Here is an 18,132-nt window from a genome sequence, read left to right on the forward strand (position 1 = left end):
GGCTCCTTAACGGCGAAAGTTCACATCCGGGAAGTTGGTCGTCGAAACCCGATTCTCTCGGATTTCCAACGGGGAACCGCCGCCTTCAACCTTCAACTACGCCCGGGACATTGCCACTCCTCACGGCGTCGGTGGCAATGTTACCCGTCGGTTCGATCAGACCGCTTACATATGAAGCGCTGTTTGGATTGATTGCCGCAACCGGCTTGCGTATCTCGGAAGCCATCAATCTCTCTCGAGACGACGTGAATCTTGCCGAGGGCACGCTTACGTGCGCTGGTCGTCGCCGCAGAGCCGTGCGTTTCGTTCTTTGTGAATCTTGATGGCAGGAAGTTGCAGGCCCGAACGGTGCATTGGGTGTTCGGTCGGCTTCGCGAGCAACTCGGGTGGACTTCTCGGTAGACAGCGTCAAGCGGCACGGCCGGTCGGCCAAAACAATTGTCGCTGCCCATCTCGGGGTGACCACGCGTTGCCCCGAATCCATGATCTTCGCCATACGTTTGTGTGCCGGTGCATTCTCAAGTGGTATCGGGACGGCGTGAACGTCGACAACCGGATGATTGCGCTGTCGACATATCTGGGGCACGTGAAGCCGAGCGATACCTACTGGTATTTGACTGCGGTTCCCGATCTCATGGAAATCGTGAGCCAGAAATTTGCGCGCTTTGCTGAGGGGGTACGTCATGACTAAAACCTGCGTGGCTCCTTCCTTTGCGACTCTCCTGCAGGACTTCTTCGTCGAACGGTTGATGCATCAACGCGCGGTGAGCCCGGAGACGATATCGAGCTATCGCGATTCGTTTCGTCTGTTTCTTCAGTTCGCATCGGATCGCCTCGGGAGGTGTCCAACTGATTTGACGCTGTCGGACATGGATGCACCTCTGATCCTCGCGTTTCTGCGACACCTCGAAGTTGAGCGGCGCAACAGCACGCGGACCCGCAACGTTCGACTCGCAGCGTTGCGCTCGTTCCTGAAGTACGCAGCACACCGTGACGTCGCGTCGTTGGCCGTTATACAGCGTGCACTCTCCGTGCCGATGAAGCGTTGCGACAAACCTATGGTCGGATTCCTGTCACGCGAAGAGATTCAGCAACTGTTGACGGCGCCTGACCCGGACACTTGGGCGGGTCAACGCGACACGGTTCTGCTGGCAACGATGTATAACACGGGGGCGCGCGTCTCGGAGATCCTGGCACTACGCGTCAGTGATGTCGTTCTGGGTACATCACCCTTCGTTCATATTCTTGGCAAAGGACGCAAGGAACGAACGGTGCCTTTATGGCGATCCACAGCAAAGCTCCTCAAGGGGTGGTTGCCGCAGATCCAGGATGCATCAAGTCAGAGGCTCTTTCCAAATCGATCGGGAAACGCGATGACACGCTCCAATGTCGCCGATCGGATGAGAATTGCCGTAACGCGCGCGAAGGACCAATGTCCGCAACTCGCCAAGCGACGTGTTTCTCCGCACCTGGTTAGACACGCGACAGCCATGCATCTACTTCAATTAGGGGTCGACCTGTCGGTCATCGCCTTATGGCTGGGACACGAAAGCCCATCGACAACACATGGCTATATGGAAGCTGATCTGACAATGAAGGAGCGAGCGTTGAACAGGATTCAACCGCCGCAAGTAAAGAATCGTCGATATCGACCACCGGACCGCATCCTTCAGTTCCTGGAGTCGTTGTAATTATGCGTAGCTCGCCGAACCGCGAATCCTTGCGGATCGCTTCGGCGACTCGCATGGCACTATTCGACAGTGACGGACTCAACATAATTTCTGGCTGCGCATTATTCCTCCCCAGACTTACGCAGCGCAGAGCGTTTTCGGCGAGGGCGTTGCTGATCTCGACGCGACCGTCTTCGCAGTACAGAACGAGCGCGTCCCATTGATTGAGCGAGTAGCGGATTGCCTTGGCCAGCTCGGATTTCGCCGACAAAGTCGCGATCTTGTCGGTCATCCATGACTTGATGGTCGCCAGCACCGCGAGGCTCGTGTGCTGTCGCACGCACAACCGTTCGGCTGCGGGCTTGCCCCGGATATGCACCTCAATGCCATAGAGTTCGCCGATCAGTTCGAGTACATACCTTGTCGACTCAGTTGGCGTGCGCACATGAACGTCGTATATATACCGTCTCGCGTGATCCCAGCAAGCCGCCTCACGGATCTTGCCGCCCGCATACAACTCATCGAAGCCGCCGAAATGTTGCGCATAACATTTCGGCGGTTATAACGCGATCTACGAAGTCGGTGACGTGCGCGAGGCGGGATGCATGGCACACGCACGCCGCAAATTCCATGATCTGTTCGTCGCACGCAAGAACGAGGTCAATACCGAAGCGTTGCGACGGATCGGCGAACTGTATGCAATCGAGGCTGCGATTCGCGGCAAGCCACCCGACGAACGTAAACGTGTCAGGCAGGAGCAAGCACGTCCGCTGCTAGATTCGTTCGAGACTTGGCTGCGCTCGACATTGAGCACGGTGTCGCAAAAAGGAGATACCGCAAAAGCCATCAACTACGCGCTGAATCAATGGGCGGCGCTCGAGCTGTATGTCGATGATGGTCGTGTTGAAATCGACAACAACCCGTGTCATGCCGCTAGCGGCATGACACGGGTTATGCCGACTCCCCGATTATGCCGCGTCATGCATGCGCGCGACGGTGGATAGGGTCGTTCGTGATTGCTGTGTCGGCATAACCGTATGATTTCTCAGGCTGGCTATCTTGCTGGCCAGGAGAGATCAAATGAAGGTGACACGCAGAGTCAGCGAATCCGGCGGGCTGCCGGCCCGTCACATTGATGCATTTCTTGACCGTCTACGCGCGGCACACTATTCCGAGGTAACGCTTCGCAAGAAACGGAGTGTCCTGTGTACATTCTCTGGGTGGATGAGGAACAGGAGCATCGACCTGATTAGTCTCGATGAGTCTGTCACGGCTCGCTTTATGAGGCGCATGATCGACGCATCACAAGACCGTGTCCAGCGTGCGCGTCCCACTTTACGGCAGTTTCTCGCCTACCTGCGCGCCGAAGCCATTCTGTGCCCGCCGACGTTAAGTGGCCAGTCGGAGATTAAGAACATCCATTGGCGATACCTGGATTATCTAAGGCAGGATTGCGGACTAGCGAAGAACTCGCTGCTTGTCTATGGGCCTTTCATTCGCGACTTTCTCGACAGCCACGCGGCCCGCGACGGAAGCAAATTGCCCGATGCATTTGACGCGGTAACGATCCGGAATCATCTTCTTGCGCGCAGCAAAGGTCGATCGGCAGAGTACACGCGGCTGATGGCAGCTGCGCTTCGCTCGTTCTGCCATTTCCTCTTTCTGCGTGGGGAAACGGCCCGAGACCTGTATGAGTCGGTGCCCTCGGTTCGTAAGTGGCGACAGTCGACTGTGCCGACGTTCCTCACGCCTGAGCAGCAAGAAGCGCTCATTGCATCTGCAGACCGCTCGACTCCGACTGGGCGTCGGGACTATGCAATGCTGCTTTTGTTGGCGCGACTCGGCTTACGTGCCGGAGAAATCGTCGCAATCGAGCTCGACGACATTCACTGGCGTTCGGGGGAGCTCGTCGTTCATGGCAAGGGGAAGGTGGTCGAGCACGTCCCGCTGCCATCGGAGGTCGGAGAGGCAATCGCAACATATCTTCGCGATGGTCGTGGAGCGAGTGCATCGCGGCGCGTCTTCCTTCGCAGATTGGCACCTCGGGTTGGTTTGGCGGGGCCGGCGGCGATTGGCAAGATTGTTTGTCAGGCCTTCGCACGTGCCGGTTTCCGCCCCGCGTGCCGGGGCGCCGCACATCTGTTCCGTCACGGTCTGGCGACGACAATGATTTGCCACGGGGCCTCGATGGCAGAAATAGCCGAGGTCTTGCGGCACCGCTCACCGGACAGTACCGCGATCTATGCAAAGGTCGCGTTTGAGGACCTGCGCAAGGTCGCGCGCTCGTGGCCCACGGCTGGAGGTGCAATATGACTGCGATCCGCGACTCTCTCGCGCGGTACGTGGCGGCCCGCCGTGTTCTCGGGGCGTCATTCTATGAACCCGCCTTGGCACTCGGTCATTTCGTTGATCTTCTGGAAAGCGAAGGCGCCGAGTTCATCACCACCGATCTGGCTCTGCGCTGGTCGACCGCGTCCGTAAATGTCGAACGTGGCACTTGGGGACGGCGCCTTTCGCAGGTAAGAGGATTCGCCAGATGGATGAACGTCATTGACAGTCGAAACCAAGTCCCACCAGCAGGACTCCTGAGCGTCCGCAGACGTCGCAATGCTCCGCATATTTACACTGAGCGTGAGATTGCCTTGCTTATGACTCAGGCCGCCCAACTGCGCTCCCGGACCGGCATGCGAGCACTGACCTATTCGACGCTCATAGGTCTGCTTGCAGCTACGGGCCTCAGGCCAGGCGAAGCGCTTCGACTCGACCGGTCTGACGTTGACCTCGTTAGCGGGATACTCTCCATCCGGGAATCGAAGTTCGGCAAGTCGCGCTTTGTTCCTGTAGCAGAGTCGACCCGGGCGGCACTCGAACATTATGCCCAGAAACGCGATCAACTCTGTCCTTTACGATTGAGCGAGGCGTTTCTGATCAGTGAGCGCGGCAACAGACTGAAGGCCTGCAGTGCGCGAAGCATGTTCGTCAGAATGTCGCGCGCCATTGGTCTGCGACTGGCGACGGAGGATGGGCGCGATGGTTACGGCCCGCGCCTCCAGGACTTCCGGCATAGCTTCGCGACTGGGAGGCTGGTCGAGTGGTATCGCGCCGGTCTGGACGTCAGTCGGGAATTGCCGAAACTCGCCACCTACCTCGGGCATGTCAACATCGGTCTTACGTACTGGTACATCGAAGCGGTTCCTGAGTTGCTTGAACTCGCTGCAGGCTATCTCAACAAGAATTGTCCGGGAGAACGGCCGTGAGCGCGGCCAGTCTTCCCTCCCTCGTTCAAAGGTTCTTTACCCAACGCCTGCTCGAGCAGCATGGTCTGAGTTCGAATACGGTTGCAAGTTACCGTGACACGTTCCGGCTGCTGCTAGCGTTCGCCACGAAGCATATCGGGCGCGCGCCGTCAAAGCTGCGAATCGAAGACTTCGACGTGTCGTTGATCGAGAAATTCCTACAGCACCTCGAACATGGCAGAGGCAATTCGGTGCGGACACGTAATACGCGGCTTGCAGCGGTGCATGCATTCTTCCGGTTCGTCGCGGTCAGCGAACCAGCGTTGTTTCTGCAGTGTCAGCGCATTCTTGCAATTCCATCTAAACGCTGCGAACACGGCCCTGTTGAGTTTCTTACTGAGAGCGAGGCCGCCGCTCTGGTAGAGGCGCCTGACGTACGAACATGGATCGGTAACCGCGATCGAACACTGCTTCTTGTAGCGGTTCAAACGGGTCTGCGCAACAGCGAATTGACTGCGCTCCGGCGTCAGGATGTGATGCTCGGCACAGGCGCCCACGTTCGTTGCCTTGGCAAAGGCAGAAAGATGAGATGCACGCCGCTGCGACAGGACGTCATTGCCGTCCTGAAAGGATGGCTGTTGTATCAACCAGGCGAACCAGGTGATCCGGTCTTCCCCAGTTCGCGCGGCGGACATCTCAGTGCCGATGCCCTTCAGCGACTCGTGTCGCGCAACGCCGAAATCGCGCGTCTCTCGTGTCCCTCGCTGAAGAAAAAATCCGTAACGCCCCACACGCTTCGACACGCGGCGGCGATGAGCTTGTTGCATCACGGCGTAGACCTATCCGTGATCGCGCTCTGGCTCGGGCACGAATCCTCTGAGACTACTCAGATCTATTTGCACGCCGACATGCAACTCAAGGAACGCGCGCTCGCGCATGCAACAGCGAGCGGCATCGCGCCAACACGCTACAAACCCCCAGACCCGTTGCTCGCCTTCCTGGAGGCTCTCTGATAATGCCGACAATCCGACCAAACCGGAACCGGGATCCGCCCAATCGTTATGGAAGTTGATTCATGACGCGGCATAAACGGGGAGTCGGCATAACGCGGCCGAACGCGCCTTGCGCGCTATTGCCCTCGGGCGCAAGAACTTCCTGCACTTCGGTTCCGATAGCGGCGGCGAGCGAGGTGCCGCTGTTTACACCCTGGTTGGCACCGCAAAACTGAATGGCCTGGATCCGGAGGCCTATTTACGCCATGTCATCGCTCGAATTGCGGAGCATCCAGTCAATCGCGTTGCCGAGTTGTTGCCGTGGGTCGTTGCCGATCAAATCAGGTTAGTCCCTTGATTGCTCGAGCGAAGGAGTTCGAACAGCCTTACGCATTTCCTCCACAACGCAATACGACCACTTCGCGCCGTAGTCTATCGACCCAGCCGCATAGCGTTCCGCACTGACGACTTCATCCATTGTTGGAACACGCAGGCCGAGCTTCTGCGCTTGGTGCGTTGCTTCGCGAAACACGGCATCGCATTCTGCAGCCTGCCACTGGTCGATGCTGCGACCTTGGCGTTTCGTCGCTTCAGCCTGGAACGCGTGGTAGATGCTACGAGCAGGTTCGTGGCGGGGTTCAAAAATGTCTTGCATGATGTCGTGTCTTGTAAGCAATGATATGAACGCGTCCCACCCGTGAGTGTGGGAACAGAGGATAGTGGATCCTCACGGGCCAACGGCATCGATGTGCCCAGGTGGAAAATGCTCGCATTTCCCGGCAACCGGAGGATCCAAAATGAATGTTACGCCAGTTGGAATTGACATTGCGAAAAGCGTGTTTCAGGTGCATTACGTCGACCCGGAAACGGGCGAGGTAGTGAACAAAGCTGTCAAACGGGCACAGCTGCTTGGGCATTTTGCAAACCGGGCGCCATGTCTGATCGGGATGGAGGCGTGCAGCAGTGCTCATCACTGGGCCCGGCAGCTTTTACAGATGGGTCATCAGGTCAGGCTGATGCCGGCACAGTTTGTAAAGGCGTTCAACATCCGCAACAAAAGCGACGCGGCCGACGCGAAGGCGATCTGGCTTGCGGTGCAGCAGCCATGCAAGGCCGTAGCGGTGAAAACCGAAATGCAACAGGCGGTGCTGATGATGCACCGGCAACGGGAGCAACTGGTGAAGTTCCGCACGATGCAGATCAACGGTCTGCGGGGAATGCTAGCTGAGTTCGGGGAAGCGATGGGAAAAGGCCGGCTTGCACTGACGAAGGCAATCGCCGACGCGTTCATTCGCATCGAGGAGCGACTGCCGAAGGTGTTGATCGATTCACTGCGTGAGCAGTGGGCGCGAATTGAAAAGCTGGACGAAGAAATCGCGAGAATCGAAAGACGATTGCGCGAATGGAAGAAGGAAGACAGGGCCGTGAAGGCGATCAGTGAAATTCCAGGCGTGGGCTTGCTGACAGCAACAGCGGCTGTCGCAATGATTGGCGATCCGAAAGCGTTCACCTCTGGGCGTGAATTTGCAGCTTGGGTCGGACTTGTACCAAAGCAGACGGGATCAGGCGGCAAGGTGAATCTTCACGGGATAAGCAAGAGAGGCGACGCCTATCTGCGCAAATTGCTGATCCACGGTGCGCGATCAGTATTGACCCATGCAAAGGAGCCCGGTCCGTGGATCCTCCAAATACAGGCGCGGCGACCGTCGAATGTGGTAGTCGTAGCGTTAGCCAACAAAATGGCGCGAACAATATGGGCGATGCTTGCCCATGACCGACCGTACAAGAAGGATTACGTGAGTGCAAAACCAGCCCAAGCCGGCTACGCACATTCCGAAAACTAACATTCAACACGGGAAACACCCAAAGGTTGCGTTGGCGAGTGTGAGATGACAAGACAGGTCGGACCGGGACTTGCTAAACCTGAGTGGACCGCCGAGCCTTGAGCTCGCGTAAGCAATGAGGTGCAAGTCAGCGGATTTCATCGGGGGCCGCAGCGTCTATGGCTGCAACAAGCCCGGATATACGACTGCAACCCATCCTGTCCAGGTCGAATCACACAAAAACTGGCGCAAGCGGGACGCGTTCATATATGCGGTCCAAGGGTAGAGCACGCACCGCGTTGATTTACTTACAGCTTCGGCAGCGAAATCGCTATCCGACCTGGCGATAGATGGCCGGACCGTCGATCAACCCAATCGCGATGATTTCGGTGCGACCGTAATTGCGTGACTCCTTGCGGACCTCGTATCCATCTTCATCCCCGTGCAGTCGAGCCAAATGCTCCGCAACCGTAGCAACTTCATTCCGCACTGCCGCGAGATCACGCATCACCAGATCACCTGGAAGCGACCCGAGGCATTCCAATAACGTTGGCACGTCAATTCCCGATATCCGTGATTCAAGCCCGGCGCTTGACTAATACGCGTCATCTTACACGGTGCCGTAGCGCGTCAAGTCCGGCGACCCGCAGTGCGATCAGGAGAGACGTCTATGACGAAGCGGAGCCTCGGTCAATACGTCGTTGGTCGGACGCTTACAGCGTGCACTTCTCCTTTAGAAAAGGGAGGCGTTCATATATTGCGCATGTTCACCCGGTGCGCGGGCATGCTCTCTCCGGCAAAAGCCGGCGAGCATAGCTCGCGTGGTTGATGTCATGCGCAACGCCAGTCCTGCCGTCCGGGCCGTTCGGTCACGTTCCCGAAACGGCCGGTCACGATCCCGAAACGGCCGGTCACCTTCGTCCGAAATACACATGCGCCAACGTCTGCCAGGGCAGCGCGATCACAAGTGCGTGGAGTTGCTCGAGATTTAGTGTCTCAGCGACATCGCCATGATCACTGGCCCAAACGAAATGACCCTTGTTTCAAGCGTCGCGCAGCAAGCCAGACACCAAATCCGTCGCAGACCAGGACCTTCATGCGCGTCGAGCGCTGATTGGCAAATAAACATGCGGGGTGTGGCCGTGCGGACCCCAAAACCTTCACCACGCGTGCGAGGGACTATGGCACTCGTTTTCTCACTGTTAGCACGCAACGTGTGCCCGTTCAGGTAGCAGTGCTCCCGGGAATAGCCCCTTATCATCTAAATTTTTGATATTCATAGTTGATAGCATCATGTTGATTCAAGCAAGTGGATGACGACGATTTTTTGAACTCACGAAGCTAAACGCTAAACGCTGACTTACTTAACAAACTCCGGGGCTCATAGGATGCTAATAATGGCCAGATGACAATTCATACGATCACTTCCTTAATCTAATAATTCAGTGCGTCGCGCTGGTGATTTCAGAAGACAACTTCCGACGTACCAAAACAGCGGTGCCGCAATGGTCGTTGGAATCGCCAGCGCACTGAGGCTCGGTCCCAACACTCCACGATCTACCGCTATGCCGATACCAGTCGCGACGATGACCGAGAGCAGGTTGCTCCAGTGACATGGCTCGATCATACCTTCAAAATTCGGACTTGCCGCACGGTATCTCGATGTGTTTGGTAGATACGACTCGATGAGAAGTACGCACACAAAGGCTGCGGTGAAGATGCCAAGTACTCCTAGCGTTTTCTGCAACAACTCGGTCGCGTCTGATACCAGTATCAAAGATGCCACTGCTGCAAACAGTACGGTTACCAGGCGACGACTCATCCTGATATTTAGCGCTCTCTCAAATGCGTTCACAAAGGCTAAAGTGCCAGAATACATATTGCTAATGTTCGTTCGGAGCTGGGTAGCACATGTGAATACAATACCGCCTACGCTACCGAGTATCTGAACAAAATAGACGCCTGGATTCGACTCGCCAAGTTGTGCGGCAAACCAGATGCCGGCTATCCCAGTAACACCATAGCAAAACGCGGGGAATACAATGCCAATGGCTATGGTACCCGCAGATAGCTGGTCTCGCTTTATGAATCGAGCATAGTCAGCGGTTAAAAGACCAACGACAAACGCCACTCCGTTCATCATTGAAATTGCCGACGCAAGGCCGACGATAGTATCCCCCCTGAAGATCCCAACGCTCGGGCTGCCGCTGTGTCCTCCAACAGTTACATAAATCGCAGCTGTAAGCAGCCCGCCATAAATGATGATCGAGAACTTCTGGAATGCGCTAATTGCCCTCATGCCGACCCACACCAGTGGCAACATGCAAAGCACAACACTAGGCAACAGAACGGTATTACTTATCTGAGGTAACAGTGACCGCAGCGATGCACCGATGATGCCGGCTTCTGCCACAAAGTACGTTAGGCAAGCGGTTCCATAAAGAATACTAAAGAGAGCTGCACCCCGATGTCCCAGAGCGGCTTTAGCAAGAATATTCGTGCCACATCCACTTTTAATAGAGAGGCGTGAAATAAGCACACCGATAAACGCCGACACGACGAACCCATACACGACACTCAAAAGCGCGACGCCAACACCTGACTGACGTGTGATGATTGACGTAATCTGAGCAAAAAATAGCGCCGTGCCCACGCCGAGCGTTGCGGCAAAAATACTTTGCCATGACCTTCGCTGGCTTTCTGGGACCAATGTCCCGGCAAAATCATCGTCCGAAAAGTTCGCCATCTTGAGTCTCCAGAAAACTGCGCATCAAAGCCATGCCAAATAAATGTGCGGTGCCGAAACGTACGAATCACTCGCTTGCGAATGAACATTCATTTACTATAGTGTAGATATCGGATCGCAACGTCAAGTGCGAAAAGAGGATTCGCCGTCAAGGAGGGATTCAGAGCAGCCTGCGCGCCATAGCCCGGCGCCGCCCGCAAAAGGCAATCCGTGAAAACACCTATATAGATGGATGACGGACTGGAACTTTGAGCTCTTCTTGAATAGCTACGATTCGTTCGCCACGGTTAATCGCCCGGCACTGCCGCGAGTCGGCAATATTTTCGTAAAACAGGAGGTTAGAAAATGTCTCCCAAATCACGCAAGTATTGATTAAACCGCGTTTCAGCGAGACTGACCAGAACGGTCATATCAGCCACACAGTTATACCTGTTTGGATGGAGGAAGGTCGGGTTGCACTACTCGATCACCATCAAATCAGGGAACTAAAGCTGGTCGTGGTCAATTTGACAATTGATTACCGAGCGGAAATGAAATTCGGCCAAGCCGTAAGCGTTAGTAGTCGAGTAACAAAAGTTGGTAGAACATCGATCACGGTTGCCCAAAGCCTGAAGCAAGGTCGGACTGTTTGCGCGAGTGGTTCCACCATTCTGTGCAACATCGACGTCGTCTCCGGAATGCCTTCTCCTATCTCGGAAGATCTGCGGGCCTTACTATAGCCGTCTCAAATTAGCTTGCGAAGCAGCGTTGATATCGTGCTTCGGGCCTAACCCAACGCGCAAGGTGAGCAGGCACCCGTGGCGCAAAATCAGCGCGGCCGATGACCGGCGCTCTTATCGGGGACCGCGTGAAGGGTCGCCGAACCTAACATTTTTTCATAAACGAAAAATTCGCATTCGAGACATTGCCTAACTGTCCTCTCATGGAGCACAGATTACTCGACGGGCTAATTCGCAACACTGCCTTGCAACCTCTTCCGGCGAGGAACCGCGTTTTGGATCGAAACGCTCACCAGAATGATCAGCGATCTGATAAACCATGAAAGCGCGCGTTTCTGAGTCGATTAGAGGGTCCTTCCCTACCTGAGCGTCGATGAGTTCCTCAATGATTTTGATGTACTCTCTCACCGCCGTCTCGAATCGTTTCTTCACGTCTGCTGGCAGGGTTCGACTCATGAACTCATCGTTGAGCAACGCGACCGCTGCTCGATCCCAAGTTCTTTGGGTGGTGCAAAATAAGCAATGGCGCCGCAAAATTTCGAACAAGATATCTTTCGCCGACGATTGCTCCAGGTCCCCAAGCACGCTCTTGAAGAAGACGCTGAGAACATGATCAGTCGCAGCTATCAGTAGCTCAACTTTTGAGCCGAAATGATTGTAGATCGCTGGCGCACCAACGTGTACGGCCTTTGCCAGATCACGCATCGAGCAAGCATCGTAGCCCAACGACGCGAAGACCTTGATCGCCTCAACCATGAGCTGGCCCCGCGTGCCATCAGGCACCGAGTAGTCCGCGTTCTCCAGACTATCAAGGTGGATTCTTCGCAAGAAGAAGTCAGGATCGACCGGACGCTCTTTCGAGCGAGAAAGCGACTCGATATTTGATTTCACGACGTATTTCTCTGAGCTAAAACACCATCTTAACAGAAATGACCGTTCATTAGCTAACCGTGCTCGCCAACCGTGCTGCTGTCAGAAGAGCTCCCTAACATGGCCGGACCGGGCATAAACACTCCTTGACTAAACAGCCGTCTGTCTATAAGTTGAGTGAATGAACATTCATGTACACGCTGCAGGTGCTTTTCTGCGGCCACGCATCGCTGAGGACGCAGCCTTGTTAGAACCAATCGAGTTTCTTTTACCAAGCGCCGAGAAGTTTCCGCGTAACAGATACCTGTTACGAATCCAACTGGACGGCCTGCAGCAGGACTATCGCCTCGGCGACCCCACCACGCGAACACGCATCCTCAGAGAAACCGCCCGGCTGTTTTGTGTTCGGGGTTATCATGGATGCTCTATGCGCGACATAGCAAAGTCCGTGAAGTTAGGCGCACCTGCAATTTACAATCATTTCGAATCCAAAAACGAATTGTTGGTTGATACTTTGGATTTTTTACTATCGCGATTTTATCGGGCTGTATTGGGAGAAGTAAAGGCGATCACTGCTCAAGGTGCACTGCTCGAGATTCTTAGAAATCACGCGCGATTTTGTATCGTCGAACGCAACGATGAGAAGACTGCGGATGCACTGCTGAATATTGATTTTATGAGTCGGGAATTACCCGTTGACGACAATGTGAGGCTGCGAAATGCAATGCGTGAGTATCGGAGGATAATCGGTGAATTATTAGACGAATGCTGCGGACAGGATGACACGCTAGAGTCTGATTTGCGGACATATTACGTTTTCAAGATCATCGACAGGGCAGGAGAAGCTTATGAGTTCAGCACACGGTCTGATCCAGACCTCGTTATCGATCAATGTATCAACGCGGCCTGTCGCCTAGTACGCCTTCCGTGCTCGGTCGAATAGTCTTTCGACAGCGCTCTACGGCTTGTCTCGTTAACAACGAGAAGATTTAAGTGCATTGAGCTCGTAGGGCGAGAGTACCCGGGTGGGCCAGAGTATGGCCTATCGTACGTTCAACATGGCGTAGAGAGCAAGCGGCCGTACGCTACAGGCGCGAATGGCTGGCCAATCAACGGACTTGTGAACGTTACGCCTAAAAACCATAACGACGGCTCCCTGATCGCGGTCATACATACGATACGTCTTGGTTTTCATATCGCGGATAGTATGAGAAATATATTGTTCGGTCGTTCCCCGTCCTCTACCCTATCGCTCCAACGATTCCTTGGCGGTAACAATAACCCCGTCGTCACCGTCTTGAATCGTCTCAGATTGATTCAATAGATCCTAATGATTTAAGTCATTTTCAGGAGCGCTCAGGTCCAACGATTGTCGAAATCGCAAAGACAACTGTTTTTTCCTGCAAAAACGCTATTGACCGGTTTGAATTGAAAAAGAATCTCTTGACAAAAAGCTTCCGCCGGCCTTGAAGTCGCCTTCCTCTCCGTAGCGAATTAAATTAATTGTTGGGTTTCTCAACCGCCTCTTGCTCAGCCTGGAGGCTCAACGTGCGTATGCTAGCGCCCCAAAACAGTCTAGCGGGTTTGACCGATTCGGATCGGGTCGACCCGCCATGCTCGTGTACTCATACCAGAGCCTTCAGTGTGTGAGATCCCCGAAGATCCCTGGATGGATGTTACTCGACTTACTGAACGGAGAAACCACCATCGATCACGTGCTCAGCGCCGGTGGTATAACGCGACTCATCCGATGCCAAATACGTTACCAGCGCCGATATTTCATCAACTGATGCATTCCTGCGAAGCGGCACGTCCGCTACCGAATATCCTTTGTTCTCGATCATCGGCGTGTCCGTATTACCAGGATGTATGCTATTCACTCGTATGCGAGCTTCCGCAAGATCAAGGGCGGCCGCCTTTGTCATTCCTCGTACAGCCCATTTCGCAGTTGTATAGGCAAAGATTCCTGCGTAACCAACAATACCGGCCGTCGACGAAACATTGATGATGGATCCACCGCCGGCCCGCCGCATAGAGGGCGCCACCGAACGCATTCCGAGGAATACCCCAGTCTGCATAATCTCCGTGCACAATCGATATTCCGACAAGGTGGTCTCTTCCAAACTCGCTTCGCGCAGAATCCCCGCGTTATTCACAAGGATGTCAATCGGGCCACCTAAAAGGTTCTCCGAGTGTTCTACGACCTGTGTCCAGTTCGTCTCGTCGGTTACATTTAATCGTTCGAACCACACACAGTTGTCGAACTGCCGAGCCAGTTCCTGGCCCCTCTCCGCGTCAACATCGGCGATCACTACGACAGCGCCTTCGCGGGCGAACCAATGAACCTGAGAGGCACCCATACCGCTCGCGCCACCCGTGATGATTGCTCTCTTCCCTGCCAATCGTCCTACTGTCACCTGAGTTCTCCTGAGAAACACCCACACTCGTACATCGAAGCTTCAACGGACCTGAAAAGAGGGCTAATATTCTCGCCAGCTCAACAGCAAGTTCTGCGCAGCGCATCAGGATTGCGTTGCAACTGCCTTCAATCTTCCTTGCGCTCCAATGTACGAGTACCATACCTTAGCGCTGACCCCACTCGTGCCTAAAACATGCCTTCGTCCCCGTTTCGTCAGTCCCATCGCTATGTCAAGCACCCATAGCGGCATCTAGGGACCGTTGCCTTCATCGCGTCAAGCAACGGCGTCTAGCTTCCGACGAGAAACACTCCAGCAGGACGGGGCGAATAGCAGCCGAAGGAACGGCCTTCCAACCATCAAGCCCAGAAATCATCGATAGCGCCTTGATCGCCGTCATACATACGACACGTCCTAATTTTCTTATCGCGGATAGTATAAACAACGAGTTTTTCGGTATCTATCCGTCCTTTACCCTCGCGCTCCATCGATTCTTTGACGATAACAACAACGCCGTCGTCCCCGGACAGAATAATCTCAGGTTGGTTCGAGACGTACCAACGATTATCAGTCATTTTCAGCAGCGGCTGGATCCAACGATTGTCGAAATCGCGTGGACCATCATATTTTCCCGCAAGCGCGCTATGGCCGGCTTGAAACGAAACAAAATCATCCGCCCAAAAGCTTTCGCCGGCCTTGACGTCGCCCCGCTCCCACGCGGCGAAGTAGTCCATAATCAACTGTCTGTTTTCAGCTGCGTTGCTCATGTGTCGTTTCTCCCGTTAAAAAATACATCACGTTGACGTCTTTGACTAACTAGAATTTGTGGCGAAGTCCAAGTGTCACTAAGCCTTGAGAGCTCTTTCCCGAATCAACGACTAATGAGCCGATCACAGCCTGCGCTGGCCCCTGACCGTTTTCACCGCTTGCTCTCTGATACGCCAATTGACAGTACACATCGGTTCTTTTACTAAAAAAATAGTCGGCGCCGGCCGCAACTTGGTGATAGCGCGCGGACGAGTCACCGCCTGACGCGGTGAATGTATATCCGGCCTGCAGCGAGAGATCGGGACTTGGCTGCCAATTGGCGAACGTTGATACAGTCTGGTAACGTTCAGCAGAACTAAACGTTGAATAGCCGTCGACCGAGTAGCGCGCGTAACCATAGTATCCGCCTACGGTGACGCTTCCTAGAACATAAGCGAGCCCTGCGCGAGCAATGTCGATCGCCCTTGCCGATGCGTATGCCGCATTGACAGAACCATTGAATAGAGAATCTGCGCTGGAAACTCCGCGAGTCGAGAATTTCGGATTGCCATTGTCAATGTGCAGATAGCCCGCTGCGGCAGTGAGGTTCCCGACTACGTAGGCGAGTGCTCCACTGTACACCTGCCCAGAAGACACTGAACCAGCGACCCCGCCGAAGGAGTACATGGCTTCCACATTGAGCCCTCCCCAAGTCGGGCTTGCCCACTTTACCGAATTGCTAAACAAGGCAATGTCGTCGGCGTTATCTACATCTCCCGGTGTTGTGAATACTGCTCCGAGCCGATAGTCGCCTTGCGTCTGTTGAACTAAGTCTGTCAGCGGATCAAATTGTCGCCCCACTGTCACCGTGCCGAAGCTTGGCGTCGTCAAACCAACCCATGACTGCACCCCGAAAATCTTGTCCGGTCTCACCAGTTCCCCGTTGGCCACGCTGAAGAAACTCTCGAGTTGGAAGACGGCTTTCACGCCTCCGCCAAGGTCTTCATTTCCTTTGAAACCGAAGATGTTGTACGAAAGGTTACTTGTCGTCATGCTCAATCGCGTGCTCTCGCCCGCCACGTTGTGCATGTATGTCAGTCCCGCGTCGATAGCTCCGTATAGTGTTACGCTACTTTGAGCTTTTGCATCCTGGCCGCTCAGCAGATATGCAACAAGTGCAAGCGATGCCGTACACCTGAACCAGTCCACGGGTCGCACTCGGTCTTCGGTGACCGATTCAAGTTGTTCTTCGTGCATATGTCTCCCGATTTTTGTGCGCCAGCACAATTAGAAAAGTGAGTAATGGTTAGAGCACCTGGTGCTCGGGAGCTTCTCCGGCTCCAATCATTCTATAAACTCTTGGCTTCCGAGCCCTGTAGTACAGGGCGGTGCAAACGCCGACAACAAAGATCGCCCCAGTGAGTATCTCCAGCTCAATTGCCTCCTGCGGAGATCCCCCAATCAACGTGTCAAAATTTTTGATTGCCAATATCAACACAGCGGTCAAACTAACAGCGGAGAGAATCGGGAGAATCACGGTCCTGAGTACACTTACATTACGAATATGTTTAGCGCGCCCAAAAAACACGACAACCGCGATACTTGTCATTGCCATCAAAACGAGTACAACAAAAGCGCCGACACCGGCCACTCGTGCATACAGCATAGTGGGGTCTGTCTTAGCTAAAGTGAAGATAACGCCTAGCACTAACCAAACAAGACTGACCGTAAAGGATGCGACATACGGTGACTTGTGCTTGGGATGCACCGCGCCTAAGAATCGTGGCAGGACGCCGTCTGCACCAAGCTTGAAGACGTATCTCGATACGACGCTTTGCGTCGAGATAGTTGATGCAAATATTGACGTTACAACAAGAACGCGCGCGCAATCGACCCCGACCTTACCGACATATTGCGACATCGATGTCGCGAACATACCAGCAGCGTCCTTATTTGCTGCGGCTCCAACTCCATGAACGCCAAAGCCGATCACGAGTGCCCAGGCAGAGATTGCGTAGAAACCTCCGATTAACAGCACAGCCGAATAAGCCGCTAAGGGAACGGTCTTATCAGGATTGCGCACTTCATCCCGAAATACCGCAGTTGCCTCAAAACCAAGAAAGCAGGTGATTGCGAAGAGTATGGCGATGCCGAGCGATCCGCTACCGATGTTGAGGAATGAGAAAGGGGCAAGACTCAATCCTTCCGGCCCCCCATTGAACCCTACTGCGACATCGTAGACCGCCACAATAACCACTTCTAACGTCATTGCGACGGTCAGCACCTTTGCTGATAGATCGATGCGAAAATATGACAAAATTGTGCTTAACAGCCAAAACAAAAGCCCATACCAGTACCAAGCAATCTCACGGCCGCCGAATGTACCCGTTATCAGCATATTGCTGTTCACCGCGTTGAAAGGCAACGTCGTGAACCCCAGTAACATGTAGCCGAACATTGCCAGGAAGGCAGCGCCCAAGCCTACCGTTCTCCCGAGGCCCGATGTAATAAAGGCGTAAAACGCACCGGGATTCGGGACGTATTTCGCCATGGTGGTAAATCCAACGGTGAAGGGCAAAAGTATCAACGTTGCTATTAGGAAGACCGCGGGCGCCCCGCTGCCATCAAAATAGATTACAAACGGGATGAACCCGGACACTACGGCCACGGGTGCCGAGTAAGCGAGAACGGTACACAGGAGTTCAAATAATCCTATGCGGCCGGTCAAACGTCGCGACGGGTGCAACTCTTCGGCAGCCGCGCCGCTTCGCTCGGTCACGGGGCTATTGACGATAGTGTGTTGAGGCATACATATGTCCCTGGAAGCTCACAAGCTACTTGATTACTGTCTGCTAACGACTTAGAAATGAACGTTCATTTACCGATGAGCTTAGCGCAATTTCGTGCTGTGT

16 protein-coding genes and 3 pseudogenes are annotated in these 18,132 nt (G+C 54.4%); 10 read left to right on the plus strand and 9 right to left on the minus strand.

All coding sequences use genetic code 11. The features are described 5' to 3' along the window. Nucleotides 1-538: 538 nt before the first annotated feature. Both LDZ21_RS27125 and LDZ21_RS27130 read left to right on the plus strand, forming a co-directional pair. Nucleotides 539-691: a hypothetical protein gene (locus LDZ21_RS27125; RefSeq protein ID WP_244797663.1), complete on the plus strand. Its 153-nt coding sequence runs from the start codon at nt 539-541 to the stop codon at nt 689-691. Next, the gene (locus LDZ21_RS27130) at nt 684-1,691 is read left to right on the plus strand and encodes a tyrosine-type recombinase/integrase (protein WP_244797664.1); all 1,008 of its coding nucleotides are present in this window, start codon (nt 684-686) and stop codon (nt 1,689-1,691) included. The genes LDZ21_RS27125 and LDZ21_RS27130 overlap by 8 nt, the downstream gene beginning before the upstream one ends. 100 nt (nt 1,692-1,791) lie before the next feature. Here the strand turns inward: LDZ21_RS27130 and LDZ21_RS27135 are convergent. Beyond that, nucleotides 1,792-2,214, minus strand: a pseudogene (locus tag LDZ21_RS27135) (IS66 family transposase); the annotation flags it as partial. Nucleotides 2,215-2,221: 7 nt separating this feature from the next. Between LDZ21_RS27135 and LDZ21_RS27140 the strand changes: the two are divergent. From LDZ21_RS27140 to LDZ21_RS27160, 5 genes and pseudogenes are all read left to right on the plus strand, one after another. Next, nucleotides 2,222-2,587 (plus strand): annotated as a pseudogene (locus LDZ21_RS27140) (IS66 family transposase); the annotation flags it as partial. Between the two features lie 373 nt (nt 2,588-2,960). Beyond that, nucleotides 2,961-3,983 carry a site-specific integrase gene (locus LDZ21_RS27145; RefSeq protein ID WP_244797665.1) on the plus strand — a complete coding sequence of 341 codons (1,023 nt, stop codon included), beginning with the start codon at nt 2,961-2,963 and terminating at the stop codon, nt 3,981-3,983. Further along, entirely contained in the window at nt 3,980-4,927 is a 948-nt protein-coding gene (locus LDZ21_RS27150; protein ID WP_244797666.1) for a tyrosine-type recombinase/integrase, read from the plus strand. Before LDZ21_RS27145 ends, LDZ21_RS27150 begins: the two co-directional genes overlap by 4 nt. Then, nucleotides 4,924-5,919, plus strand: coding sequence for a tyrosine-type recombinase/integrase (locus LDZ21_RS27155; protein ID WP_244797667.1), 996 nt, complete (start codon nt 4,924-4,926; stop codon nt 5,917-5,919). Before LDZ21_RS27150 ends, LDZ21_RS27155 begins: the two co-directional genes overlap by 4 nt. Before the next feature lie 88 nt (nt 5,920-6,007). Continuing rightward, a pseudogene (locus LDZ21_RS27160) lies at nt 6,008-6,256 on the plus strand (transposase domain-containing protein); the annotation flags it as partial. Here LDZ21_RS27160 and LDZ21_RS27165 read toward each other — a convergent pair. After that, the gene (locus tag LDZ21_RS27165) at nt 6,245-6,553 is read right to left on the minus strand and encodes a hypothetical protein (RefSeq protein WP_244797668.1); all 309 of its coding nucleotides are present in this window, start codon (nt 6,551-6,553) and stop codon (nt 6,245-6,247) included. The pseudogene LDZ21_RS27160 and the gene LDZ21_RS27165 overlap by 12 nt on opposite strands. 142 nt (nt 6,554-6,695) lie before the next feature. Between LDZ21_RS27165 and LDZ21_RS27170 the strand changes: the two genes are divergently transcribed. Next, nucleotides 6,696-7,742: an IS110 family RNA-guided transposase gene (locus tag LDZ21_RS27170; protein WP_244797669.1), complete on the plus strand. Its 1,047-nt coding sequence runs from the start codon at nt 6,696-6,698 to the stop codon at nt 7,740-7,742. Nucleotides 7,743-8,735: 993 nt separating this feature from the next. Here LDZ21_RS27170 and tnpB read toward each other — a convergent pair. Both tnpB and LDZ21_RS27180 read right to left on the minus strand, forming a co-directional pair. After that, nucleotides 8,736-8,888 carry an IS66 family insertion sequence element accessory protein TnpB gene (gene tnpB, locus LDZ21_RS31465; protein WP_425306866.1) on the minus strand — a complete coding sequence of 51 codons (153 nt, stop codon included), beginning with the start codon at nt 8,886-8,888 and terminating at the stop codon, nt 8,736-8,738. A gap of 262 nt (nt 8,889-9,150) precedes the next feature. Then, nucleotides 9,151-10,467 carry a purine-cytosine permease family protein gene (locus LDZ21_RS27180; protein ID WP_244797670.1) on the minus strand — a complete coding sequence of 439 codons (1,317 nt, stop codon included), beginning with the start codon at nt 10,465-10,467 and terminating at the stop codon, nt 9,151-9,153. Between the two features lie 356 nt (nt 10,468-10,823). Here LDZ21_RS27180 and LDZ21_RS31470 point away from each other — a divergent pair, with 356 nt between their 5' ends. Beyond that, nucleotides 10,824-11,186 (plus strand): acyl-CoA thioesterase, encoded by a 363-nt coding sequence (locus LDZ21_RS31470; RefSeq protein WP_409015121.1) that lies wholly within the window; start codon nt 10,824-10,826, stop codon nt 11,184-11,186. Nucleotides 11,187-11,387: 201 nt separating this feature from the next. Here LDZ21_RS31470 and LDZ21_RS27185 read toward each other — a convergent pair whose 3' ends face one another. After that, on the minus strand, nt 11,388-12,077 hold the full coding sequence (locus LDZ21_RS27185) for a TetR/AcrR family transcriptional regulator (RefSeq protein WP_244797671.1): 690 nt from the start codon (nt 12,075-12,077) through the stop codon (nt 11,388-11,390). A gap of 160 nt (nt 12,078-12,237) precedes the next feature. On the opposite strand from LDZ21_RS27185, the gene LDZ21_RS27190 reads away from it, so the two are divergent. After that, nucleotides 12,238-12,999 carry a TetR/AcrR family transcriptional regulator gene (locus LDZ21_RS27190; RefSeq protein ID WP_244797672.1) on the plus strand — a complete coding sequence of 254 codons (762 nt, stop codon included), beginning with the start codon at nt 12,238-12,240 and terminating at the stop codon, nt 12,997-12,999. Nucleotides 13,000-13,741: 742 nt separating this feature from the next. Here the strand turns inward: LDZ21_RS27190 and LDZ21_RS27195 are convergent. The 4 genes from LDZ21_RS27195 to LDZ21_RS27210 form a co-directional block, all read right to left on the minus strand. Continuing rightward, complete coding sequence (locus tag LDZ21_RS27195; RefSeq protein ID WP_244797673.1) at nt 13,742-14,473, minus strand: SDR family oxidoreductase; 732 nt, start codon at nt 14,471-14,473, stop codon at nt 13,742-13,744. A 359-nt stretch (nt 14,474-14,832) separates the two neighbouring features. After that, nucleotides 14,833-15,240 (minus strand): nuclear transport factor 2 family protein, encoded by a 408-nt coding sequence (locus LDZ21_RS27200; RefSeq protein WP_244797674.1) that lies wholly within the window; start codon nt 15,238-15,240, stop codon nt 14,833-14,835. 49 nt (nt 15,241-15,289) lie between these two features. Beyond that, a complete protein-coding gene (locus tag LDZ21_RS27205) occupies nt 15,290-16,477 on the minus strand; it encodes a porin (RefSeq protein WP_244797675.1) in 1,188 nt (395 codons plus the stop codon). Nucleotides 16,478-16,526: 49 nt separating this feature from the next. Then, entirely contained in the window at nt 16,527-18,029 is a 1,503-nt protein-coding gene (locus LDZ21_RS27210; RefSeq protein ID WP_244797676.1) for an APC family permease, read from the minus strand. Between the last annotated feature and the right edge of the window lie 103 nt (nt 18,030-18,132).

Source organism: Caballeronia grimmiae, from assembly GCF_022879615.1.
In the GTDB taxonomy this organism is placed as follows: Bacteria; Pseudomonadota; Gammaproteobacteria; order Burkholderiales; family Burkholderiaceae; genus Caballeronia; species Caballeronia grimmiae.